Here is a 21,724-nt window from a genome sequence, read left to right on the forward strand (position 1 = left end):
AGCCGTTATATATCGAGACGTATTTGCGTCGTCGTAAGGCTCAAACCATGTATATGGGTAATTGTTTGTGGTTTGAGTAGTTTCCATTCTTTGCTTTTTTCGAGAGGTTCGGACGCAACACTGACATTTTCTCCTTCTGCTTTAATAAAAACAGTTGGTGGTTCTTGGTCACTACTATATCGTACGACCCAAAACTGTTCGCCGTCGGAGAGGCAAATAGAGGCTTTAAATGGCAGGGCTACCTCTCTTTCTGATTTGGCATTTTCGATATCTTTGATGGTTTCAATAATGGCGTTGTTTACATTGCTCGACAGGCCATTTTTCATCATCAATAAGAAGATAAGCTCACTGTCGGTCGTTCCTTTTCGATAGTGATAAAGCGATTCAGGCAGCAGACGTTCTAGTTGGAAGCGCAGCTTTTCAAATTCATCGATTTGTCCGTTATGCATGAACATCCAATTGTCGACTACGAAAGGATGGCAGTTAGAGCGTGATACGCTCGTTCCCGTTGAAGAGCGAACATGTGCCATAAATCGATGGGAGCGAATGTGATGCGTCAGAGAACGAAGATTATCGTCACTCCAGGCAGGCATGACTTCGTGGAATTGACCGGGGATATCACGTTGCGTGTACCAACCTAACCCAAAACCGTCAGCGTTTATTCGAGTGGCACCTTTTCTTGCCTCTAAACTCTGGTTAATCAGTGAGTGTTCAGGTACATAAATTAGTTCATCTAGATAAGTTGCGGTTCCCTGATAAGCTAGCCAACGACACATTCATCGCTCCCTCTGTGTAGTGTTTGAAATGGGTACTGTTCCTAAATTAACCACTTTTGTGGCGTTCAACAAGCACCCATACCAACTGTTACAAAGGAGATGTCTACTCAATTTCAACCGGCGGTCTAAACGTCATCTCATGCATGACGACATCACTAGGCAGTTCAAGTAATAGAGAAATGGTGGATGCAACGCTTGCTGGGTGCATATACTCAGGGCGGTCTGCTTCTCTAAAGCTGGTGTCTGCGCCGCCAGGGAACAAAGAAGTCACTTTTATTCCATGAGGCTGAGCTTCTTTCATCAAGATTGCACTAAAGCCCGCAAAGCCCTGTTTCATCGCCGTGTAGACACTCATGGTTTCATTAGAGCGTTTAGCAACTGTGCTTACCACATTAATAATTTGTCCTGATTTAGCCGGTTTCATGACCTTTAAGGCTTCTCTACACAACAACGCAGGTGCACGAAGGTTGACGGCATACTGTTGGTCAAACTCTTCTAAGGTGAACTCTTCAATAGCGCATTTGCGCGAGTTCATACCCGCGTTATTAATTAGAACGTCCAACTTACCTAGTTTATCGAGCGTCTTTTGGAATAGTTCGACAGTCTGGTTGGGGTCGGTTAAGTCGGCAGCGATGGTATGACAGTTCGCTTCTTGCTCTAACTGTGCCAGTTTTTCAGGATTACGGCCCGTTGCTACTACTTGGTGGCCTTTATGGCTAAGTTCTTTTGCTAGTTCATAGCCGATACCACTTGTTGCACCAGTTACCAAGATTGTTTTCATCGCCAGAGCTCCAAATTGATAAGACGTTGAGTAGGTTGGATAGTGGCACAAGCTTACCGTGGACACGAGTAAATTACCGTACCAATTAATGAAAACAGGGCACACGTTTGTGCTTTGTTACAAAACAAATGCAAAGGGAGAGGCAACTGGTCAATAAAAACTGATAGGCAGATAAAAATCCAGTTCAAAAACTTCGTCAGGCGCCAAGAAATGATTGCGATGATAATGTACGTAAGCTGGGGTTGCACTGGCTTTGAAGCCAGACTGCGGTAACCATTTCTCTTGGATTCGACTTATTTGCGGAAGCAACTCACCGTAAACACCTTGAAGACGGAAGACGGCGTGTAAACCACCCGGAATGGTCATTTGGTTTACGGTACCTCGAAGTTTGATCGGAGCATCAATTTCTAGGCATGCGACATAGCGACACTTATCTAGTTCAACCCAAGCGGGGTTCGAATGATGTAATCCAAACTGTACCGAAAAATCTCGTTTTTCAGCGCTTGCCCATGCTTTGAGCATTTGCCATGGCTTACCTATAGAGCGGTTGTAACCAATGTGACGGATATATGCGACGCGACGCGGCGGCGCGTCGATAATTTTGGGGGCGGGAATAGGACGATCCACAGCTCGGGCATAACCTGCAGCAACGTCAGGGTCCGCTAAATAAGGCTTGTGTGACACTTGAGGGTCGTGTTTTCGCCACTGACCGGGTGAGAGTCTGAACACGTCTTTGAACGCACGCGAAAATGATGATATTGAGCTAAAACCACTCTTATTTGCTATCTGCTGAATACTAGATTTGGTATCGAACATTAATTGATTTGCGGCGTATTCCATTCTTGTGCGGCGGATATATTGATGCAGTGATTCACCAACGACTTCCTTAAATACTCGATGGAAATGCTGTTCGGAATAGGCCCCAATAGCAGCGAGCTCTTTTCCGGAAAGCTCTTTACTTATATCACTGTGGATATAGAACAGGACGTCGTTGATTCGAGTTAGATGACGGGTATTCACAATCAAAATCGCATAAATGGACATGTTTATAAGCATAAATGGACAACATGAAGCTTGCAATAGCGTGTAAGCTGATTTTTCGTTATGGCGGGGTAGTTTAAATCTCTCTATACACATCATTAATTGTTCTTAATCTAAAATAATGCCCCGCTATTAGTTGTATTGGTAAGGAAATATATGGAAATCGCTCGCTCTCTTCAAAATGTCCCTTCGTCTTATATTCGTGAAATTCTGAGTGCAGCCAGCGATCCAAGCGTCATTTCACTGGCTGGAGGATTGCCAGATCCGGATACATTCCCCATCGAGCTAATGCGCTCCACGTTTGAAGGGTTATGTGATAAGCCAGAGGTATTCCAGTACGGAACCACGGCAGGGTATACGCCGTTACTCGATTTCCTATCGGACTATTACCAACTACCAAGCAATCACAGTGCGGTTGTTTGTACAGGATCTCAGCAAGGTCTGGATTTGGTGGCAAGAGCTTACATTAATCCGGGTGATACGGTCGTAATGGAAGCGCCTAGTTATCTGGGGGCTATGCAAGTGTTCGGCTTGGTCGGCGCGAATATCGTGACGGTGTCACAAGTGGCTTCCGGCCCTAACTTAGAACAACTTGAAGCGTGCTTTAAAATCAACTCGCCAAAAATGTTTTATGCAGTGCCAGATTTCCACAATCCGACAGGTGTTTGTTGGACACTGGAAACGCGTCAAAAAGTCGCGGAGCTTTGCATTCAATACAATGTGGCATTTATTGAAGATGCTCCGTACCGCGAACTCCGATTTACCGGAGAGGCGTTGCCAATGGTCTCGACCTTTTGTCCAGACCACTCCATTGTATTCCGTTCGTTCTCTAAAATTGCTTCTCCAGGCCTTCGCATTGGTGTGGTCACTGGCAAGAAGAGCTATATTGAGCCGATTATTAAGATCAAACAAGGTGCTGATCTGCACTCCAGCATTCCAATGCAAGCTGCGCTACTGGGCTTGCTAAAACATGATGACTTTGACGCCCACCTAGATACAGTAAAAGGGATTTATAAGGCGCGTTATCAAACGCTATTTGAAGCATTAGAAGCTAAGTTACCTGAGAGTTGTACGTTGAACTCTGTTGATGGCGGTATGTTTATTTGGGTTGGGATTCCTTCGTGCGATACGTTTGAATTAGCTAAGGCACTGTTGTCAAAAGGTGTTGCCGTGGTTCCTAGCCCTGTATTTTATCCAGAGGCAAACGGGCAGCCTTCGGCACTTCGCTTGAACTTCACTAACTCAACGCCTGAAGAGCTTGTAAAAGCAGTGGATGTGCTCGCAAATGTCCTAAGCGAACACCAGTAACGTTCCGCAGCCTCTTAAATAACGCAGCCGATAAAGCTTAGTGACTTTATCGGCTGTTTTTTATCCGTTGTCCATTGTATTAGCTGTTTTCGGCTTTCGTATTACTTTCTGATGTTGCCTCAACGTCGTCTTCTGACAACTCGGTCTGCTCTTCGTAATTAATCCAGAATAAGAACAATTCATACCAAATGGCGAGAATAATAGCGCCGAGGAACAGACCAATAATTCCAGCGAACAACATCCCACCGATGGCACCGATTAAGATAATAGGCATCGGGACATCAACGCCACGCCCCATCAACATAGGCTTGAGAATGTTATCAGATAATCCACCCGCTAATGCCCAAATAGTAAACAGTGTCGTACTAGTTCCGTCTCCTGTGGAATAAACGTAGAAAATTACCGGTGCAACGATAAGTAGAGCAGGTAACTGAGCGATACAAAGGATCAATGTTGCGAGTGTCAGCAAACCAGCAGCCGGAACTTTAAACACAAACATCGCAGCACCGATGATTGCCGCTTGAATAAACGCCACACCAACAACACCTAATAATACACTGCGAATAGTTGCTGCCATCAAGTTAGCCCACTGTTCAGCTTTTTTCCCAACAGCTCTTACTGCGACGGTTTCTAATGCTCCTGAAATTTTCTCTGCATGTGCCATAAATCCACCGGCAATTGCGAGGGAAATGATGAACATAATCAAGCTTGTTAATGCACCGCCTAATATGGAGGCGACAGTACCGAGAAAGCCTTTAATCTCAGGCAAAAACTGCTGTATAGCTTTTTCCATGTTAGTGGCGAACAGGTTCCAAATGCTATACAGCTTGTCACCAATGACAGGGATGTCGGCGACCTTAGAGGTGGGCCCCGGGATTTTTATCTCGCCACTTTGTATTACTTCAGTGGTATGAGCGACGCCCTCGTAAATTGAACCAGAAACCATGACGAAAGGGATCACCAACAAAGAAATACCGATTAAGGAGACCAGAGTAGCGGCTAATCCCCGTTTGCCACCTAATGAGCGCTCTAACTTTTTGGTCAGCGGCAACAAGGCGACGGCTATGATTGAGCCCCAGAGGACAGGAATGATAAAAGGTTTAATGATATCGTAGGTGAAGATCAGCAATATCACCAATAAACCAATTCGAATGGCCGATTCGACCATATTATTGACAAAGAGCTTGCTTTGACGCTGTTCAGTCTGTCTATCCATTGTTGTTTTCCCTGTTTTCAATATTTGCACTTACCAAACTTGATACGACTATTGCCATATAGAACACTCCGACAATGGCTTCCAAATACACGACAACTTGTGCTAGCGGAGTAATTGGACTGATGTCGCCATAACCTAACGTTGTTAAAGTAACGAAGCTGAAATACGCTGCGTTAGAGAAATTCTCTCCCCACGTAATGGCTTCGAGCCCCGTAAAGGCTTGTGGGGAATATTCGATAATAATTAAGTAAACGATAGCCCACATTAAGCCGAGTAGTAAAAATAATGCTACTGAACCAATGACTTTGTTGGTGTTGACCTTGCCGTGGAAGAGCACCTGTTTAGCAGTCGACTTAAAGGTGCCAAAGAAGAATGAGAAGGTGAGAGCGAGCATAACGAAGTCCATTTCACGGATCTCGAAAACAATTTTTGCCAACGTCGCTAAGATCCATAGGCATACCAGCGTTATCAAAAATCGCGTCCATCCTTTATCGAATCGCAGACTGGCCAAGCAAACAATGAAAGTGACGATGATAAACAGTTGAAGAACATGATCTATTACACCTTGCCCAACGATTTCGGCCAATGCTGAGCTGATAAGTAACGCGATTAACGCCACAGTAAGATAGAAGAAATTATTGTCTTCATTGATTTTTCTTAACCGATTCCCCATTTCCATCATCGTTTCTCCCTAGTCTTCACTTTGTTCCATCACCATAATTGACGCTGATAATCCAAAACGCAGATGCACTCCTTCAGGGAGTTCATGTAACGACACTCGAACTGGGATTCTCTGGGCGAGGCGAATCCATTGGAAAACAGGATTGACGTTGGGCAAAAGGTTATAGCCAACTGTGCCATCTTTGGGCGCGATACCCCAGCCGATAGAATCGACAGTGGCATGAATAGGTTCATCTGGATGTGACATCAAAGTCACTCTTGCTTGGCTACCAGGGTGTATTCTTGGTAGTTGGTTTTCTCTAAAGAAGCCAAATACCCAGAAACTGTTTTCATCAATCAGGGCGACAAGAGGTTGGTTAGCGACGGCCTGTGTTCCTTCTTTGATATCAAGGTTGGAGACATAGCCATCCACCGAGGCAACAACGCGCGTATAGCTAAGATTGAGGCGAGCGGACTTTAATTGTTCCTCTGAGGCTTTGATTTGCAGCAGTGACTCTTGATAGGCAATTTCGCGTCGAATGAGGTCCTTATGAGAGACTGCTCCTTTGTCTTTTTTACGAATGTCGAGCAAACGGTCGTACTCGATTTTCTTTCCCTTTGAGCTGATGATGGCGCGTTGCAAAGCCACTTCGGCTTGGGAGAGGGTAACTTGATAGGTTTCAGGGTCGATTTCAAATAACAAGTCGCCTCGTTTGACTTGTTGGTTGTCAACAATAGTCACGTTGACAATGGGACCTGAGACTCTTGGGGCAACCTTGATGATATTCGCTCTAACTTGTCCATCGCGTGTCCAAGGGTTGTTGAAGTAGTCTTGGTATTTCTGATACCCAAACCACCCAGCGCCACCAAGGATAATCAGGTTTAGGATGATAATGAGAGATTTTTTCATAGTGACGAGCTCCTAAAACCTTAAATAGAAATGGTCGATAGCAATGACATACAACACTAGGATTGCTAAGAACGTGAGCGAAGGGAAGGCGATGAATCTTGATAGCTTCACTTTGTTTAGCATGACGACGGTTATCCAAGTCGCAATGAGTGCGAGAATCAGGACTAACACCAATGGAGAAAAGTAAATATCTCCCCACGACATTTCATGTGGCATCTATTTATCCTCCTTGTCCGTTGCTGGTGGTTTGGCACCTGTGCGTAGCGTTAATGAAGGTAGAGCAACATTTTCTTGCTGTAATTGGTCACTCCAATCGGTGCGCTTGTTCATCTGTTCGACATGCTCTGGAGACACAAACGCTTTTCCTGAGTTAATTTGCCAACCGCCACCTAGTGACTTGTACAAGGCGACAACTTGGTTAGCGACGTTTCCTTTAATTTGAGCGTAACTGTCTTCGCTTCGAGTCATTTTTTCGACGGAGTTCAATAAACGCTCAAATGAGATTTGTCCGTTCTCATACTGGGTGAGCGAGATATTAAACGCGCGAACTGAGGCGTTTACTGACTCTAAGCGCAGGGATTTTTGTTCTCGATACAAATCGTAGGCTTCCATTGCATTCGTCACCTCTTGAACCGCTTGCAGTACTTTTTTGTTGTAATTGGTCAGGGTTTCTTGGAATTTCGCGTCTTCAAAACGGATATTGTTCTTCACTCGCCCATATTGAAAAATGTTCCAGCTCATTGCGGGTCCGGCCACCAAAGTCAGCGAATCGTTGAAGCTGAAACTACTGCCTGAAGGTACAGAGCTGTTAATGCCTATGGATCCAAAGAGGGAGAAGCTCGGGTACAACGCCGTTTCAGCGACACCGATTTGAGCGCTTTGGGCATGAGCTTGAAGCTCTGCGACTTGTAAGTCTGGTCTGCGCATAACCAAACTAGCGTCAACAAGATTGGCTAATACTGGGGTTTCTGGAACGATAGAGCCATCTCCCTTTTCCGAAATAGCGCTTTTTGATCCGGAAGCTTTAAAACGCTGCTCAAATTGAACCAGTTTCTGCTCCATGTCTGACTTAAGAATGGGCTCTATTTCTTCAGGCAATGTGCCCAGCAGGACCGCCAACGCATTTTTGGCTTGCAACATCGCTACAGTTAGCCCCGGTAGGGCAGCTTTGGTGGTGAATAGTTGATTGCGCGCCTGTTGAACGTCGAGTTCGGTGACATTGCCTGACTCAAACTGCACTCGCGTAATGTTGACTACTCGCTCTTGAATCTCGATATTGCGCTGTGAAAGCAGTATGCGTTCTTGGAATGTTCGGTAATTAATATAGTTTCTTGCCACTTCAGAGGTGATGGTCACCAAAATATCGTTGTAGGAAGCGATGGAGGCGTAATAACCCGCTTGGGCTGATTCTATTCCGCGTGCATATTTTCCCCAAACATCCATTTCCCAACCCGCATCAAAGCTCAAGGTTGCATTGTTGAATGAACTTTCATTGGCGTAAGCTTTGGCTAGGTTGCCAGATATGGATTGTAGCTGAGGATATTGCAATCCATCGGCGATACCCAGAACTGAACGCGCTTGCAAGATTCTAAAACCGGCGGCTTCCACATCTAAATTCTGTTGAGAGGCAATATCAACCAGTTTGTTCAAAGTCGGGTCGTTAAACTGTTCCCACCATTTTACGGTTGAGTCCATGCTAGCTTGTGTGTCTGAATCGTTCCACGATGACGGAAGTTGGGTTTCTTGACTCGGTGTAAAATCTGGACCAAGCGTAGTACACGCTGTCATAGACAACGTGGCTAACGCGATAAAACAGGACTTTGTGAGATGAGAGATCATTACTACCTTTCCTAAAATCGATGCATTTTGAGATTATTGAGGTCGACATTCTGAACCGCTTCTTCCACTTTTATCAGAGACTCAAAAACACTTCGTTTTAAGCTGAGGAAGATATAGAACTCTGCAATGTCTTTTTGAGCGTACTGCTCAGGATCTAACTGCTGAAAAAACACATCGAGAATAGCCTCTGTTTTAGCGTATTCGCATTGCACGTCTTCAAGCGTTTGTACACGCTCTCTTTGATCACGGTTATGAGTACGGATTAACGTTAGTAAGCTTTCGTCCGTGTACTCGTTTCTAAGCTTAGTAATCAATGGGTTATTTTTCAGATGAGTTTGTGCGATGACGAGTGTATTTAAATGATTTATTAAATTACGACACTGCTTTGTGTAGGCAGTCAGTGATTGGTGATCGTTCTTGTCAAAGTAGTTGAGATCGATCTTACTTGCCCACAATGCAAGTTTCTTAGCAGCAACATTGGCCGTTTTTAGATGTAATTGAATTGTAAAGTTAGCCAGGGTTGAGCGGTTTAGCATTTGAAGCTTAACAACTAATTGATAAACATGAGTGAAAAGTCTTTGTCTTACCAATAAGAATAGGCGTTCGGCTTTACTTGAGAAAGGGAAGTAATGGGCGAACACAAGCATTAAAACCACAAGATAGAACAACATCATGATGGTAAGGAGAATGCCAAAATGGTAATTCATGACGTTGTTGATACCGAGAATAAAAAGGCCGATCATAAAGAAGATTGTGATGGGGCCTTTAAATAGATAGAAGCCAATAAAGGTATACGCAAAAAGGAAAAGGGCGAGTTCGATGCCAAGTTCCAGTGTGGGAAGAACAAAAACGTAAGCGGGAACGGCAAAGATAAACCCGAACGTAAATAGAAAGCCGAGTAATTTAGGATGCACGGGTAGGAAAGAGAGTAAAGAAACAAAAATGGTGGAGAAAATGACGAAGCTATACCCACCCGGAGGATTGAAAAAGATCCAGATAAAAGCGGCTACCCAGTAGGTCACAAAGACTTTAATCGATGTCTTAAAGTTTTCTGCGTCCCACCATAGGAAAGCTCCGGCACTTTTCCGAGGCTTTTCGTCAAATGACACTGATTTGGTAACGGAATCGATACAGCTAACGGTTTCGTTCAGCCTCGAAATACTGGTATGAAGGCGGTTGAGCACATACCCCAAGGTAATGGCAGAACTCTTAGAGAGATGAGGATGATTACTGAGAGAGTCTAGGTCTAAGGCGACTTTGCGCTCTTGCCAACGATACTCTAACCCCTCGTCTGATACTCGGAGGTAGTGTTCACACTGTTCGAATAATTGCTGAATATCGGCGACAAACTCATCGTAATTGGTGATAAATTTCTGAGGCTCACCCTGCAGAAAGTTCGAGCTAGAAGTTGCTATCAGCAGATTGGTTATCTGTTTGGTGTAGTGAAGCGTGAGCTGCCACTCTTGAAGATAAGCGGACACATCGCTGCATTCTTTACTTTCGGTAGAAAAGCGAGTTTCTAAGGCGGTTTGACTCGCGTACAACTTCTCAATTAAGTCATTTAGACTGGGGGACTGACTATCGTCTGACGATGGTTCAGACGCCTTTTCCGAATCTGTTATATGAGATGTTGTGTTGATTGGTGGCGAGAGGCGTTCGAGGATCTGTTTTTGGAGCGAAACGACGTCGTGGGTCATGAGGCGAAGATTCTGTTCTGTTTTGCTTGGGAACAGATAGGTGCCTACCAAAGTGTAAATAATGACACCAAACACGGTCATGTGAGCACGGTCTACGCCATATAAGAATGCACCTTCTGCATCTCCTCCGTTTGACATCATTAAAGTCATGACGCCTGTTAACATGAATAACGTCGGATCTTTTAGATAGGCATTTTTAAAATAGAAGATAAAGGATGCCACAACAGAAACACTCAGCATGTATAGCAGTCGATCTTGGGCGAACATACCGACTAGCAACAATCCAATAACGGCACCAACTATGGTTCCAAGTACTCTTAAGGTTCCTTTCTCTAATGATTCACGTTGGCTTCCTGTTGATGCGATGAGCATAACAGTGGTAGCCGCAGTAGAAGCCTGAGGCCAACCTAATGCAAATGGAATGAGGTAAGCGAGGGTAAGACTGAGTGCTACCTTTGTCGCGAATTTGGCCTTGTCGTTCATAATCCCTTACGTTGAAGATACCAACTCATAAGAAACTATAGACATTAAATGAAGTTTTGCGTGGTAATTTTGACGATAACTATTGAAAATTAAAGAAAAAAGCGCTGCCGAGCAGCGCTTTGAAGTTTACTAAGTTGTATTAACCAAATAGGTAGCTGTAGAGGTAACCCGCGCTAATTGCCATGCCTAAGATAACGACTAAGAAAGCGGCAATCATTTGGTTCTTGAAGATAGATTTCAACAAGATAACCTCTGTTAAGCTGGCACCAGCACTGCCAATGATAAGTGCCATCACAGATCCTAAAGCCATACCTTTTTGAACCAAAGCTGCACTTAGCGGAATAACGGCCTCTGCACGAATGTATAGTGGAATACCAATAACAGCTGCAATCGGAATCGCATACCATACTCCTTCACCAGCATATTCTGCTATAAGGTCAGTTGGTATAAACCCGTAAATAAATGAACCTAACAAGATACCAATCATTAGATATGGGAATACTTGTTTGAAGTCGCTCCAAGTCGATTTCCAAATACGTAGCCAGCGGCTATCTTCTTTTGTTACTGCTGAAGTGGTGCCACAGCATGCACTGCCATCGGTGTTGATGTCGGTAATGGTTGGTTCCTCGCTAGAGCAGCAGCTTGTTTTCGCAGCCACAGGTGCACAGCATGACGACTCTTTTGCCTGCGTTACAACCGGTTTTGCAGAAGTGCCACAGCCGCTAGATGTGCCGCAAGAAGAAGTTTCAACTTTTGCAGGTTCAGTATCACCACATGATGTACCACATGAGCTCGCTGCTGAGTTGGTTTGGTATGCTTCAGGTTTTACGTAGCGTTCAAATCCAAGTTTCTCTAGAACATAGCCAGCAGTGACGGCAACGAACATTGCGATAGAGAAATAGAACACTGCGACTTTGATACCAAATGTCACCACGAACAAGCCGATGATTACAGGGTTAAGTAATGGGCTAGCGAACAAGAAAACCATCATTGGGCCAAACCCCGCTCTCGCTCTCAGCAAACCTTTTAAGAAAGGGATGGTTGAGCATGAGCAAAACGGTGTAATTGAGCCAAGAAGGGCAGCGATAAAGTAACCTTTGCCATTTTTGGAACTCAGAATAGATTGGATTTTTTCAGGTGTTAGGAACTCCTGCAATACCCCAACAATGTAACTTATTGCTAAGAAAAGGATGATAAGTTCAGTGGCTAGAAAGGCGAACATGTTTGCAGTTTCTTTAGCCATTTCTAAAAATTCAGCGTTCATATTAGTTAGTCCTAATGATTCGATATGTTTGGAATTATAGAACTATTTGGATTGAGATCAATAAATATTTCGATAAATATCGAAATAAATTTTAACGCACTGAAATTAATAATAAAAAAAGCGGCCATGAAGGCCGCTTCGCTAGAATGACTTGAGCTAGTTATTATGCGTTAGCTTGCTCGAGCTCAGGTTGTTTCTTCTTGAGCAGACGACTAGTAATAGTACCTGCGGTCATCGCGCCAGAGACATTCAGTGCGGTACGCGCCATGTCGATTAAAGGTTCAATGGAGATAAGTAGCGCAGCGATAGTGACCGGCAACCCCATTGCTGGCAGTACGATAAGAGCAGCAAATGTTGCGCCGCCACCGACACCCGCGATACCAAAAGAGCTAATAGTAATAATGGCAACTAACGACAGGATGAAGTTAAAGTCCATTGGGTCAATACCGACAGTTGGTGCAACCATTACGGCTAACATTGCAGGATAGATACCGGCACAACCGTTTTGTCCAATTGTCGCCCCAAATGATGCTGATAAGTTAGCAATAGCTGGTGGTACGTTGAGTTTGGTAACCTGTGCTTCTACGTTCAATGGAATGGTCGCAGCAGAGCTTCGAGATGAGAACGCAAAAGTTAGTACTGGCCAAATCTTCTGGAAATATTCTTTCGGACTTACGCCAACAAGTGAGACCAAGAAGCCGTGAACCAAGAACATTAAGAAAATGGCTAAGTAAGACGCAACGATAAAACCAAGTAGATTTAAGATGTCACCTGCACTTGAAGTCGCGACAACTTTCGCCATCAGAGCCGCAATGCCATAAGGCGTTAATGCCATAATCATTTTTACGAGGCGCATAACAACAGATTGCGTTGCATCGACAAAAGTGCGGATCGGTGACTCAAGCTCTTCTTTCTCGGCCATCACTTTTCGTGCAGCTATACCAGTAAGGACACCAAAAATAACTACAGCGATAATAGAAGTAGAGCGGGCACCGGTTAGGTCAGCAAATGGATTGGTTGGAATGAAGCTAACCAGCATTTGTGGAATTGTGAGATCGCTTACACGGTCGACGCGACTTTCTAGTACCGCGATACGAGCCGTTTCACGTGCACCTTCAGTGAGCCCTTCAGCACTTAAACCAAATGCTTGAGTGACTGCAATACCGATAAGTGCGGATACGGCAGTCGTAGCAAGTAGTACAGAAATAGTCAGGCCACTAATTTTGCCTAAAGAGCCGCCTTTTTCCAGTTTTACCACCGCGGCAATCATAGAAACTAAGACTAAAGGCATGATGATCATTTTTAAAAGACCGACATAGCCTCTGCCCACAACGTTAACCCATTCAAGGGTTTCGGAAATTGCTGCGTGACCTTCACCTAGTAGTAATTGTAGTCCGAGTCCGAAAGCACTCCCTAAAACCAAACCGAATAAAACAAGACGTGAAAGGGCGTGTTTCTTTTGTTGCTGTCCATACAAAAAGTAGAGTATGCCTAAAAATATCGCTAGCGCTGCGACAACCGCAATTGACATTGAAGTATCCTTTTATCCATCTGACGTATAAACCTTATTTAGCATAAGGTAATTAGAAGTGTAGATGGCTAAAGTACCGATCTGTTGTAATCGTTAACAATAAATTAATGTCATTAGTTAGAGCAATTTGTTATATGCTGTTTAATATATATTCGAGCTAGTTTTGATAACTAGAAAGAATATCCAACATATTTGCAGAATTATATGCGACGCAATTCGCATCATGATGTTCAATTACGCTATAGAGCATCGCTTGAGCAACAGACTCTGCGGGGATAGGGGCGTATGATCTAAGTGGGCCGATCATGAGAGGTGATAGGAGGCTGAATATTTTTTGAACAGCCACTTCATCTGATCGGATCTGTTTTTCTCTACCTGCGAGTGGTCCAGGTCGAACAAAGACAACTTGGTCGAATCCCATGCCTTCGATACGACGTTCAACGCGCCCTTTGCACTTGAGATAATGGGAAAGAGATCTTGGAGAGGCTCCTAAGCTTGAAACTACCGCAATACGCGTTACACCAATCATCTTCATGGTTTGAGCAACATCACAGACAAGGTCGTAATCTACTTTTTCCAACGCCGCTTTGCTGCCAGCTTGTTTAAGGGTAGTACCGAGACAGATAAATCCAAGAGTAGGGGTAGGCGAGGAGTCTTCCCAGTTTGTAACTCTGAGCGCCCCATCCATTAGTTGGATCGTTTTTGATGCGTGTGTATCTAGAGGCGAGCGACATAGCGCGTAAACCGTTTCAATGTGATCGGTTCGCTCTAACAGTGTGAGCAGTTTGCTTCCCACTAACCCAGATGCGCCAGCGATGATGGCATTGTAACTTGATGACATAAAGAAAAGTCCCACTAACCGATGGTAAGTGGGACTATAGTAAATGTTGAGCTAACGTGCTGTGATAGAAGCGAAATTAATCAATTTCTGCTCGAGTTAGATTTTGTCGTTTAAGTTTATCTCGAAGCGTCTCCATGGCACTTTTTTGTATCTGACGCACTCTTTCTCGGGTGACGCCGACAATTTCTCCCACTTGTTCTAATGTCTTGGGATCATCGTCAAGTAATCCAAAACGGTGATGTAGAATAACGCGTTGTTTGTCGGGTAAACTGTCCACCAAATCAATGAGAGCTTTATTTAGATTCTGGGTCACGATATCTTGTTCTGGAAGCTCAAATACATCGTCATCATCGATGGTTTGCAAGTGATCTTTCTTATCGCCTTCTTCATCCCAGCCATTATCTAGTGATAAGGACTGTTCAGAGAGCTTGAGCAGTTTGCTTACTTCTTCAGGTGCACGGCCTGTACGCTCTGCTATTTCTGAAGACGTAGGCTCATGATTACCTTCTTTGCGAAGCTCATGAGCTGCTTTGCTACATTCACGTATTTGCTTTGTAACGTGGACAGGAACACGAATGGTTCGGCCTTGGTTCATGATCGCTCGGTCAATCGCTTGCTGAATCCACCAAACTGCATACGTTGAAAAGCGATAACCTAACTCTGGATCAAACTTATCAACCGCTTGAATGAGCCCTATGTTTCCCTCATTGATTAGATCATAGAAATCAAGCCCTCTGTTTGAATAGCGCTTCGCTGTTCTAATCACTAATCTAAGGTTGGAGTTGATTAAGTGCTGTCGCGCTAATGTATCTCCAGCTCGCGCTTTTCTTGCAATGTGTCTTTCATCTTCGGCACTAAGAAGATCGTGTCCTGCGACTTCTTTGAAATACGTTGCACCAATATTTAGGGATTCATCTTTACCTGAAGTTGTATGACTGCTCTTTTCCTTGACTGCTCTCATATTCATCCCTTCCCAACTGCTTGTAATAAATGTGTCTTTCTTCTTCTGATTATATTGTTCAGCTATGAAATTGGTTTCTCTGTCATAAATTACTATATTTTAAAATCGGAATACAATGTTCATTTAATAAAATGGATACATAGCGGCAACATTTATCCTTTGTTTCATTTGTTGCCACCACCTGTTTGAGAATAAGCATCATTTGTATCAATGTTCCTGCGTATGTGCGCCATTACACCGCCAATTTAACCTTATGATTTATATGATATAAATCATAAGGTTTTTCTGTTGTTCAGAACGATTTTACTCAACACTTCTAATGTATACCTAAATTGAAGTGGCTGCGTTTACAGTTGTATAAATCATGCTCGTTACGTTGTGAAAATTCTTTATTGTTGATTGTTTTGTAGATAAAAGTGCGATTATAAAGGTGGATGCTGGTGTAATAATTGGCCTTTCTTGGGTGGTTTAGTATCATGCATCGTATTGCATTTAGCCGTTTAATTGTGTGATATTTAACCTATTTTATATTCTTGGAAGCTATATATTTACCGGCATGTTACAAAGTGCTGTCGTTTGCGAAGCGTTTTATAAAAATAGGACGATAGTTTAGAAATATGACAAATGTATCAATTTAAGTGATCAAGGTTGTTGGATTTAATAAGTACATTAGACTTTAGTATAAATAGACAGGTAAAGACCGCCAGAGTCGGGACAATAATATGAATCAAGAATTAAAACAGAAGATAGAAGAGCTTCTTGTGCTTGCGAGGATGCAAGGAGTTTCTATCGTTGGGTTAGCGGATATACCTAACTCAGATAAATGTCACGTATTTAAAACTATTGAGCATGATTGCAAGCAAGGTACGCGCAATTTAGATGATATTATGATGCGCCAAATGTGCGATGGAAAGCCGAGTAATTGTTCTACTTGCCACAAAACTACACCAGTGATCTCAGACGATGGCCTTGCACAACTATTTTCTGAACTTCAGCAGCCGATTGACACTTAGCAAGCCAACTTTCCCTCTAAAATGACGGACACTAAAAAGCCCTCTACAGCATTGTAGGGGGCTTTACTATTTTACTTACAGTTAAGTGATTTGGTCACGTCAGCGATAAAGGTACATTAGAACGTTTCTTGTTACTATTTTGCGGTCCTTTTTTAGACGGAGCTCTTTGATTGGTAAGCATAATTGCCTCCTCACTTTTTTGTTATGTTGTTATTTTCAACACCTAGTCCGATTTAACTCAATTCCTTCTTCTCAATGTACGTTTGTTGATATGATCTTGGCAATACAAGGCTGTCCTTCACGTTATGCTTCCAAGATTTGGGTGAGATCTAAAGTTGGTTTGTGATCTCGTAATAAGTACACTAGGTGAACCCTAAGTATAGCTTATAAGCTCTAATGCAAATTTTGACCGTTTTGCAGGGAGTTAGAGTAAGTGGAACCATAAAGAAAGGACGTCATGCTAGCGAATACATTTGATCAATCTATTCAAAACCGAATAGACCAAAAGACCAAGCCATTAGGTGCATTAGGAAAGCTTGAGGGCATCGCTTTCCAGTTGGCAAAGATTCAAAGCCTCTCTTTAGGTAATTTAGCAACTAGTATCGATGTATCAAATCCGCATGTCATAGTATTTGCTGGCGACCATGGTGTGGCCGAGCGAGGAGTGAGCATTGCGCCAAGTGCGGTAACTCAGCAAATGGTGATGAACTTTCTTGCCGGTGGCGCTGCAATTAACTGTTTCTGCCGTGCTAACGAGATAGCGTTCTCCGTTGTAGATTGCGGAATGCTTGAGCCAGTTTCAGATAGTTCAGGTACCTTAGTTTTGAGTCGTTTAGGATGTGGAACGGATGATTTCTCCGCACATCCTGCAATGACACTAGAACAAGCTACACAAGGTATCGAAGCGGGACGGAATATCGTCGCATCAAAGATAGAAAGCGGCGCAAACATACTCATGTTTGGCGAAATGGGTATTGGTAATACTAGCTCAGCATCAGCGTTGCTTTCTGCTATCACCGAGCTACCAGTGGCCCAGAGCGTAGGGCTTGGGACTGGAATTAATGCCGAGCAACTTGCGCTAAAGCTGGCGTTGGTTCAGCAAGGTGTCGATAGAGTGCAGAGCAAATCAGTCATGGAGATCTTATCCGAACTGGGCGGTTTTGAAATTGTTCATATGGTGGGTGGTTTTCTAGAAGCCGCAAAACGACGCGTTCCAGTGTTGGTGGATGGCTTTATCGTTTCCGTTGCAGCGCTTATCGCCGCTAAGTTAGAACCAAGCTTAGAAGATGTTTTACTGTTCTCTCATACCTCTCAAGAAGCAGCGCATCGTTATGTATTGGAACAATTTAACGCGAAGCCGCTTTTAGACTTGTCGCTAAGATTAGGTGAAGGGACTGGAGCGGCACTTGCGTATCCACTTATTAAATGTGCGGCTGAGTTCTATAACTCAATGGCAAGCTTCGAGAGTGCTGGAGTAACAGTGTGAGTAACGAAAAATCTCGCAGTTGGTGGCGTTATCAATGGCAACTGTTTTGTCTCGCATTGAGTTTTTTTTCACGTTTGCCGATACCTAAAGACACGCCATATTCCACTGAGCGGATGAATCGCTCCGGTCGTTATTTTGCGGCAGTGGGCTTTGTTATTGGGGCACTGTGTGGGCTCGTTTTTACTGTTGCGAGTACTGTGCTTCCAGTGTCTGTCGCTGTTGTTATAACAATGGTGTTTAGTTTGCTATTAACGGGTGCATTTCATGAGGATGGCCTCGCAGATATGGCAGACGGCATTGGCGGTGGAATGACGGTCGAAAAACGACTGCTTATCATGAAAGACAGCCGACTTGGAACATACGGCGTCAGCACACTCGTGATGGTGTTACTGTTAAAGTTCGTCACCCTTGTAGAGCTTGCTAACCACAACCAGTTCATTGCCGCTATTATTCTGGCGTATGTTTTTAGTCGAGCCGTCGCGGCATCGTTGATATCGACGATGCCGTATGTGTCTGATCCAGAGGGTAGCAAAAGCAAACCGCTAGCTAATCAACAAACACAAAAAGAGCTTATTTTTCTCGCTGTGTGTGCACTGCTTCCAGCGGTTTATTGGGGTATGCAAATCACTATTACTTTAGTGATTTGGGCATTGTTATTTCGAATAGGATTTAAACGTTGGCTTATGGCGAGATTAGGTGGATTCACAGGTGACTGCCTTGGCGCTGCGCAACAAATCGTGGAGCTGTCGGTTTACCTTATCTTGCTCGCATACACTGTGCCATAGGAGAAGTCTGTGCCAGTAGAATTGATAATAGGCGGTGCTCGCTCAGGCAAATCAAGCTTTGCAGAAAATAGAGTGTCGGAATTAATTGACGCTAGCGAGGGGCTTACCAAGCATTATGTAGCAACCTCTGAGCCGATTGATAACGAAATGCGCGCTCGTATTGAGCACCACCGTCGCCAACGTGGACTTGGCTGGCGAGAGTGGGAGTGCCCATTGGCGCTGGTGGAGCAATTATCGACCTTCTCATCGTCGGATGTCGTACTTATTGACTGCCTCACGTTGTGGCTGAACAACCACCTTTTCCATTTAGGTGACGACTGTGATGATCTGGGTTTAATGAGGGAAATTGAAACCTTAGTCAAGGCCTTAGCACAATGTGATGCGCATGTAATTGTCGTGTCGAACGAGGTCGGCTTAGGGGTTGTGCCTATGGGCGAAGTGTCTCGCCTTTTTGTGGATAATGGGGGGCGTATGAACCAACAAATCGCAAAGATTGCAGAGAAAGTTGTGTTTGTCGCCGCTGGTTTACCGTTAGTTTTGAAGTAACTGCGGAGCGGAGTAACAAGGGAAGGTAATGCAGAACATTTTACTGATGCGTCACGGCAAAGTATCGGCGCCTCCAGCTTTATACGGCGTAACCGATGTTGAAGTTGCTAAGAATACCAACCTAGACATTGTCTCAGCTTTGGCCGCCACACAAATTGATATTCAAAACATCTACTCTTCTCCTTTAAAGCGCTGTGCCACGCTAGCGCAAATGGTAAGTCAAACGATGAATATCGATGTAGCGCACGTCGATGAATTGGCTGAAATGAACTTTGGCACCTTTGATGGTGTCCCATTTGATAAGATGAGCAAACAAGATTGGTTGAGCGTCGAGCCGTTTTGGAGTGACCCGGTGAACCATCCTCTTCCACAAGCCGAGTCACTGAGTCAATTTAGAGCTCGTGTTCTTCACGGTTGGCACAGCCTTCTTGCGTTACTTAGTCAGCCCAATAAAACAACATTGGTCGTTGCTCATGGTGGTGTAATTCGATTGATTTTAGCGGAAGTTGTTGGTTTAGATTGGGCCAATCCAAAGCTCTACTCAACGCTTGATATTGGCAATGCCTCTATCACTCATTTACAGTTTAATTCCGAGTTCCCTGCGCATGTAAAAGTGAAAACGGTCGGGGCCTCTCTACATTCTTTTAAGTTATAACAGTGAGTTACGGCAGCTGTGCCTCTTCGAAGGCTGTCAGCAACCGTTAACTAGGTCTCGTGGAATCAATGATGTTTAGGTTTCGCGAAACACTAATACAAGGAAATATCGCAATGAACAAAGCCGTTTGGGATCTATCAATAGCTTATCAAAACCTTGATGATCCAAAAGTAGAGCAAGACATTGCTTTGATTCAACGTTCTATTGAATTGTTGAATAGCCATAGTGGTGAACGTCAAAACGTGTCAGCGATGCAAAATGCGATTCAAACCATGGAGGCGGCTGGCACTTTGTTGGCGACCGTAAATACCTTGGCAAATTGCTATGCCTCTACAGATGCGCAAAATACACAAGCCAAACAGTTAATTGGACGTATTGCTCAGCTCAACTCAGAGCTGGAGCAGGCGTTTACGCCGTATGAAAATACCCTAGCGTTGGCGGAAGTGTCATTCATAGAACAAGTTTTAGATCATGATAATCCTTCAGTCTCCGGGCAAGGTTTTCAAATAGAGTTATTGCAGCGCAAAGCCGAAACTCAGCTGAGCATTGAGGAAGAGCAACTGCTTTCAGCGATGCAAGTGGACGGACGCGATGCATGGGGCAGGTTATACGATAATATTACTGGCTCACTGACCATTGATATCAAAACGGATTCCGGCTCTGAAACCGTAGGATTTTCAACAGCGGCGAGTCTCTTGTATGGTGGTGAATTTGCTAAGCAGCAAGCTGCTTGGGAAGGCATTCAATCAGCCATGAAAGCTAATGAAACGTCGTTTGCTGCCATCGTGAATGCCTTAGCCGGTTGGCGACACAATGAAGGTAAAAAGCGTTCAAAAGCGAAGCAAGAACATTTCTTAGACTCTAGCTTGCGCGAGAATCGTATTCAACGAGAAACACTGGATGCGATGATGTCTGCTGCTAATGAGAGTAAAGCAATAGGTCAGAAAGCGGGAAGATTAATGGCTCGCGTTCATGGACTTGATGCGATGACACCTTGGAACCACCTCGCTGCGATGCCACCATTAAACAGTGGCGAAGCACAAGTCTATTCTTTTGAAGAAGGCATCGCGGTCATTAAAGCCGCATTTGAACAGGTCGACCCATCCATGGCGGAGTTTGTTCAAACCATGGTTGATAATGGTTGGATTGATGCGGAGCCGTCAAACAACCGCCGTTTAGGCGCGTATTGTACCAAGCTTGCCGCGACACGCACGCCATTGGTCTTTATGACTTGGGGTGGTAGCCGCTCGGATTTGCTAACGTTAGCTCATGAGCTAGGACATGCTTTTCACAACTGGGTGATGCGTGACTTGCCTCTGTGTCGCACTCATTACCCGATGACTTTGGCAGAAACGGCCTCCATTTTTGCTGAAAATATCGTTCGAGATTACTTGTTAGATCAAGCGCAAACCACGGAAGAGAAGCTAGAAATGCTGTGGGAGGAGTTATCTTCTGCCTACGCTCTGACGATAAATATTCCAGTGCGCTATGAGTTTGAAAAAGCCTTCTATGAAGCCCGAGAAACAAGTGAGTTGGACGCCAAACAGCTATGCGAACTTATGTCGACAACATGGAGTGATTGGTATGGTGATTCCATGTCAGGAACCGATCCATATTTCTGGGCGAGCAAGCTGCATTTCAGCATCTCTGAACTGAGTTTCTACAACTATCCATATTTATTTGGTTATCTATTTAGCCAGGGTGTTTATGCACAGCGTACAAGCAAAGGAGAGGCATTCTTCCCTGACTATGTTTCCTTGTTACGAGATACAGGATCTTATTTAGCTGAAGAGGTGGTGTTGAAGCACATGGGTAAAGACCTCACTCAAGCCTCATTTTGGAATGAAGGAATGGCTAAGTTGGCGTTGAAAGTGGATGAATTTGAATCTTTGCTTGATAGCCTAGAAAGTTAAGAAAGCCTGAAACGTCTG

20 protein-coding genes are annotated in these 21,724 nt (G+C 44.1%); 7 read left to right on the top strand and 13 right to left on the bottom strand.

Going from position 1 to position 21,724, the window contains the following annotated elements; translation table 11 throughout:
* Positions 1-5: 5 nt before the first annotated feature.
* From HOP38_RS06510 to HOP38_RS06520, 3 genes are all read right to left on the bottom strand, one after another.
* Positions 6-776 (bottom strand): class II glutamine amidotransferase, encoded by a 771-nt coding sequence (locus HOP38_RS06510; RefSeq protein WP_006072333.1) that lies wholly within the window; start codon positions 774-776, stop codon positions 6-8.
* Positions 777-879: 103 nt separating this feature from the next.
* Positions 880-1,557, bottom strand: coding sequence for an SDR family oxidoreductase (locus HOP38_RS06515; protein WP_006072334.1), 678 nt, complete (start codon positions 1,555-1,557; stop codon positions 880-882).
* A gap of 150 nt (positions 1,558-1,707) precedes the next feature.
* Positions 1,708-2,613: an AraC family transcriptional regulator gene (locus tag HOP38_RS06520; RefSeq protein WP_423250083.1), complete on the bottom strand. Its 906-nt coding sequence runs from the start codon at positions 2,611-2,613 to the stop codon at positions 1,708-1,710.
* 141 nt (positions 2,614-2,754) lie between these two features.
* Between HOP38_RS06520 and HOP38_RS06525 the strand changes: the two genes are divergently transcribed.
* Positions 2,755-3,906: an aminotransferase-like domain-containing protein gene (locus HOP38_RS06525; RefSeq protein ID WP_006072337.1), complete on the top strand. Its 1,152-nt coding sequence runs from the start codon at positions 2,755-2,757 to the stop codon at positions 3,904-3,906.
* 79 nt (positions 3,907-3,985) lie between these two features.
* Here the strand turns inward: HOP38_RS06525 and HOP38_RS06530 are convergent, their stop codons facing one another.
* The 10 genes from HOP38_RS06530 to HOP38_RS06575 all read right to left on the bottom strand — a co-directional run bounded on the left by HOP38_RS06530 (position 3,986) and on the right by HOP38_RS06575 (position 15,308).
* On the bottom strand, positions 3,986-5,122 hold the full coding sequence (locus HOP38_RS06530) for an AI-2E family transporter (protein WP_198557696.1): 1,137 nt from the start codon (positions 5,120-5,122) through the stop codon (positions 3,986-3,988).
* Positions 5,115-5,801 carry a potassium channel family protein gene (locus HOP38_RS06535; protein ID WP_198558265.1) on the bottom strand — a complete coding sequence of 229 codons (687 nt, stop codon included), beginning with the start codon at positions 5,799-5,801 and terminating at the stop codon, positions 5,115-5,117. Before HOP38_RS06535 ends, HOP38_RS06530 begins: the two co-directional genes overlap by 8 nt.
* Positions 5,802-5,813: 12 nt before the next feature.
* Positions 5,814-6,692, bottom strand: a complete 879-nt coding sequence (locus HOP38_RS06540) for an HlyD family secretion protein (RefSeq protein ID WP_198557697.1) — start codon at positions 6,690-6,692, stop codon at positions 5,814-5,816.
* 12 nt (positions 6,693-6,704) lie between these two features.
* Positions 6,705-6,908 carry a DUF1656 domain-containing protein gene (locus HOP38_RS06545; protein WP_006072343.1) on the bottom strand — a complete coding sequence of 68 codons (204 nt, stop codon included), beginning with the start codon at positions 6,906-6,908 and terminating at the stop codon, positions 6,705-6,707.
* Positions 6,909-8,531, bottom strand: coding sequence for a TolC family protein (locus tag HOP38_RS06550; RefSeq protein ID WP_198557698.1), 1,623 nt, complete (start codon positions 8,529-8,531; stop codon positions 6,909-6,911).
* An 11-nt stretch (positions 8,532-8,542) separates the two neighbouring features.
* Positions 8,543-10,711, bottom strand: a complete 2,169-nt coding sequence (locus HOP38_RS06555; protein ID WP_198557699.1) for an FUSC family protein — start codon at positions 10,709-10,711, stop codon at positions 8,543-8,545.
* Positions 10,712-10,850: 139 nt separating this feature from the next.
* On the bottom strand, positions 10,851-11,975 hold the full coding sequence (locus HOP38_RS06560; protein ID WP_038228320.1) for a permease: 1,125 nt from the start codon (positions 11,973-11,975) through the stop codon (positions 10,851-10,853).
* A gap of 163 nt (positions 11,976-12,138) precedes the next feature.
* Positions 12,139-13,506, bottom strand: a complete 1,368-nt coding sequence (locus HOP38_RS06565; protein ID WP_198557700.1) for an L-cystine transporter — start codon at positions 13,504-13,506, stop codon at positions 12,139-12,141.
* A 157-nt stretch (positions 13,507-13,663) separates the two neighbouring features.
* The gene (locus HOP38_RS06570; protein ID WP_006070565.1) at positions 13,664-14,347 is read right to left on the bottom strand and encodes an NAD(P)H-binding protein; all 684 of its coding nucleotides are present in this window, start codon (positions 14,345-14,347) and stop codon (positions 13,664-13,666) included.
* Positions 14,348-14,423: 76 nt separating this feature from the next.
* The gene (locus HOP38_RS06575; RefSeq protein ID WP_038222111.1) at positions 14,424-15,308 is read right to left on the bottom strand and encodes a sigma-70 family RNA polymerase sigma factor; all 885 of its coding nucleotides are present in this window, start codon (positions 15,306-15,308) and stop codon (positions 14,424-14,426) included.
* Between the two features lie 722 nt (positions 15,309-16,030).
* On the opposite strand from HOP38_RS06575, the gene HOP38_RS06580 reads away from it, so the two are divergent.
* The 6 genes from HOP38_RS06580 to HOP38_RS06605 all read left to right on the top strand — a co-directional run bounded on the left by HOP38_RS06580 (position 16,031) and on the right by HOP38_RS06605 (position 21,706).
* Entirely contained in the window at positions 16,031-16,321 is a 291-nt protein-coding gene (locus HOP38_RS06580; protein ID WP_006070567.1) for a hypothetical protein, read from the top strand.
* Positions 16,322-16,778: 457 nt separating this feature from the next.
* The gene (gene cobT, locus HOP38_RS06585) at positions 16,779-17,807 is read left to right on the top strand and encodes a nicotinate-nucleotide--dimethylbenzimidazole phosphoribosyltransferase (RefSeq protein ID WP_198557701.1); all 1,029 of its coding nucleotides are present in this window, start codon (positions 16,779-16,781) and stop codon (positions 17,805-17,807) included.
* Entirely contained in the window at positions 17,804-18,592 is a 789-nt protein-coding gene (locus HOP38_RS06590; RefSeq protein ID WP_198557702.1) for an adenosylcobinamide-GDP ribazoletransferase, read from the top strand. The genes cobT and HOP38_RS06590 overlap by 4 nt, the downstream gene beginning before the upstream one ends.
* 9 nt (positions 18,593-18,601) lie before the next feature.
* The gene (cobU, locus tag HOP38_RS06595; RefSeq protein ID WP_038228334.1) at positions 18,602-19,138 is read left to right on the top strand and encodes a bifunctional adenosylcobinamide kinase/adenosylcobinamide-phosphate guanylyltransferase; all 537 of its coding nucleotides are present in this window, start codon (positions 18,602-18,604) and stop codon (positions 19,136-19,138) included.
* Between the two features lie 28 nt (positions 19,139-19,166).
* Complete coding sequence (locus HOP38_RS06600) at positions 19,167-19,793, top strand: histidine phosphatase family protein (protein ID WP_006070571.1); 627 nt, start codon at positions 19,167-19,169, stop codon at positions 19,791-19,793.
* Positions 19,794-19,906: 113 nt separating this feature from the next.
* Positions 19,907-21,706, top strand: a complete 1,800-nt coding sequence (locus HOP38_RS06605) for a M3 family oligoendopeptidase (protein ID WP_198557703.1) — start codon at positions 19,907-19,909, stop codon at positions 21,704-21,706.
* Positions 21,707-21,724: the final 18 nt, after the last annotated feature.

Origin of the sequence: Vibrio mediterranei (assembly GCF_013364395.1) — a bacterium.
Taxonomy (GTDB): Bacteria; Pseudomonadota; Gammaproteobacteria; order Enterobacterales; family Vibrionaceae; genus Vibrio; species Vibrio mediterranei.

What these genes read in the sequence shown, in the direction of transcription:
- HOP38_RS06510 (WP_006072333.1), bottom strand. Translation starts at nt 776, where the DNA reads ATGTGTCGTTGGCTAGCTTATCAGGGAACCGCAACTTATCTAGATGAA.
- HOP38_RS06515 (WP_006072334.1), bottom strand. Translation starts at nt 1,557, where the DNA reads ATGAAAACAATCTTGGTAACTGGTGCAACAAGTGGTATCGGCTATGAA.
- HOP38_RS06520 (WP_423250083.1), bottom strand. Translation starts at nt 2,613, where the DNA reads ATGCTTATAAACATGTCCATTTATGCGATTTTGATTGTGAATACCCGT.
- HOP38_RS06525 (WP_006072337.1), top strand. Translation starts at nt 2,755, where the DNA reads ATGGAAATCGCTCGCTCTCTTCAAAATGTCCCTTCGTCTTATATTCGT.
- HOP38_RS06530 (WP_198557696.1), bottom strand. Translation starts at nt 5,122, where the DNA reads ATGGATAGACAGACTGAACAGCGTCAAAGCAAGCTCTTTGTCAATAAT.
- HOP38_RS06535 (WP_198558265.1), bottom strand. Translation starts at nt 5,801, where the DNA reads ATGGAAATGGGGAATCGGTTAAGAAAAATCAATGAAGACAATAATTTC.
- HOP38_RS06540 (WP_198557697.1), bottom strand. Translation starts at nt 6,692, where the DNA reads ATGAAAAAATCTCTCATTATCATCCTAAACCTGATTATCCTTGGTGGC.
- HOP38_RS06545 (WP_006072343.1), bottom strand. Translation starts at nt 6,908, where the DNA reads ATGCCACATGAAATGTCGTGGGGAGATATTTACTTTTCTCCATTGGTG.
- HOP38_RS06550 (WP_198557698.1), bottom strand. Translation starts at nt 8,531, where the DNA reads ATGATCTCTCATCTCACAAAGTCCTGTTTTATCGCGTTAGCCACGTTG.
- HOP38_RS06555 (WP_198557699.1), bottom strand. Translation starts at nt 10,711, where the DNA reads ATGAACGACAAGGCCAAATTCGCGACAAAGGTAGCACTCAGTCTTACC.
- HOP38_RS06560 (WP_038228320.1), bottom strand. Translation starts at nt 11,975, where the DNA reads ATGAACGCTGAATTTTTAGAAATGGCTAAAGAAACTGCAAACATGTTC.
- HOP38_RS06565 (WP_198557700.1), bottom strand. Translation starts at nt 13,506, where the DNA reads ATGTCAATTGCGGTTGTCGCAGCGCTAGCGATATTTTTAGGCATACTC.
- HOP38_RS06570 (WP_006070565.1), bottom strand. Translation starts at nt 14,347, where the DNA reads ATGTCATCAAGTTACAATGCCATCATCGCTGGCGCATCTGGGTTAGTG.
- HOP38_RS06575 (WP_038222111.1), bottom strand. Translation starts at nt 15,308, where the DNA reads ATGAGAGCAGTCAAGGAAAAGAGCAGTCATACAACTTCAGGTAAAGAT.
- HOP38_RS06580 (WP_006070567.1), top strand. Translation starts at nt 16,031, where the DNA reads ATGAATCAAGAATTAAAACAGAAGATAGAAGAGCTTCTTGTGCTTGCG.
- cobT (WP_198557701.1), top strand. Translation starts at nt 16,779, where the DNA reads ATGCTAGCGAATACATTTGATCAATCTATTCAAAACCGAATAGACCAA.
- HOP38_RS06600 (WP_006070571.1), top strand. Translation starts at nt 19,167, where the DNA reads ATGCAGAACATTTTACTGATGCGTCACGGCAAAGTATCGGCGCCTCCA.
- HOP38_RS06605 (WP_198557703.1), top strand. Translation starts at nt 19,907, where the DNA reads ATGAACAAAGCCGTTTGGGATCTATCAATAGCTTATCAAAACCTTGAT.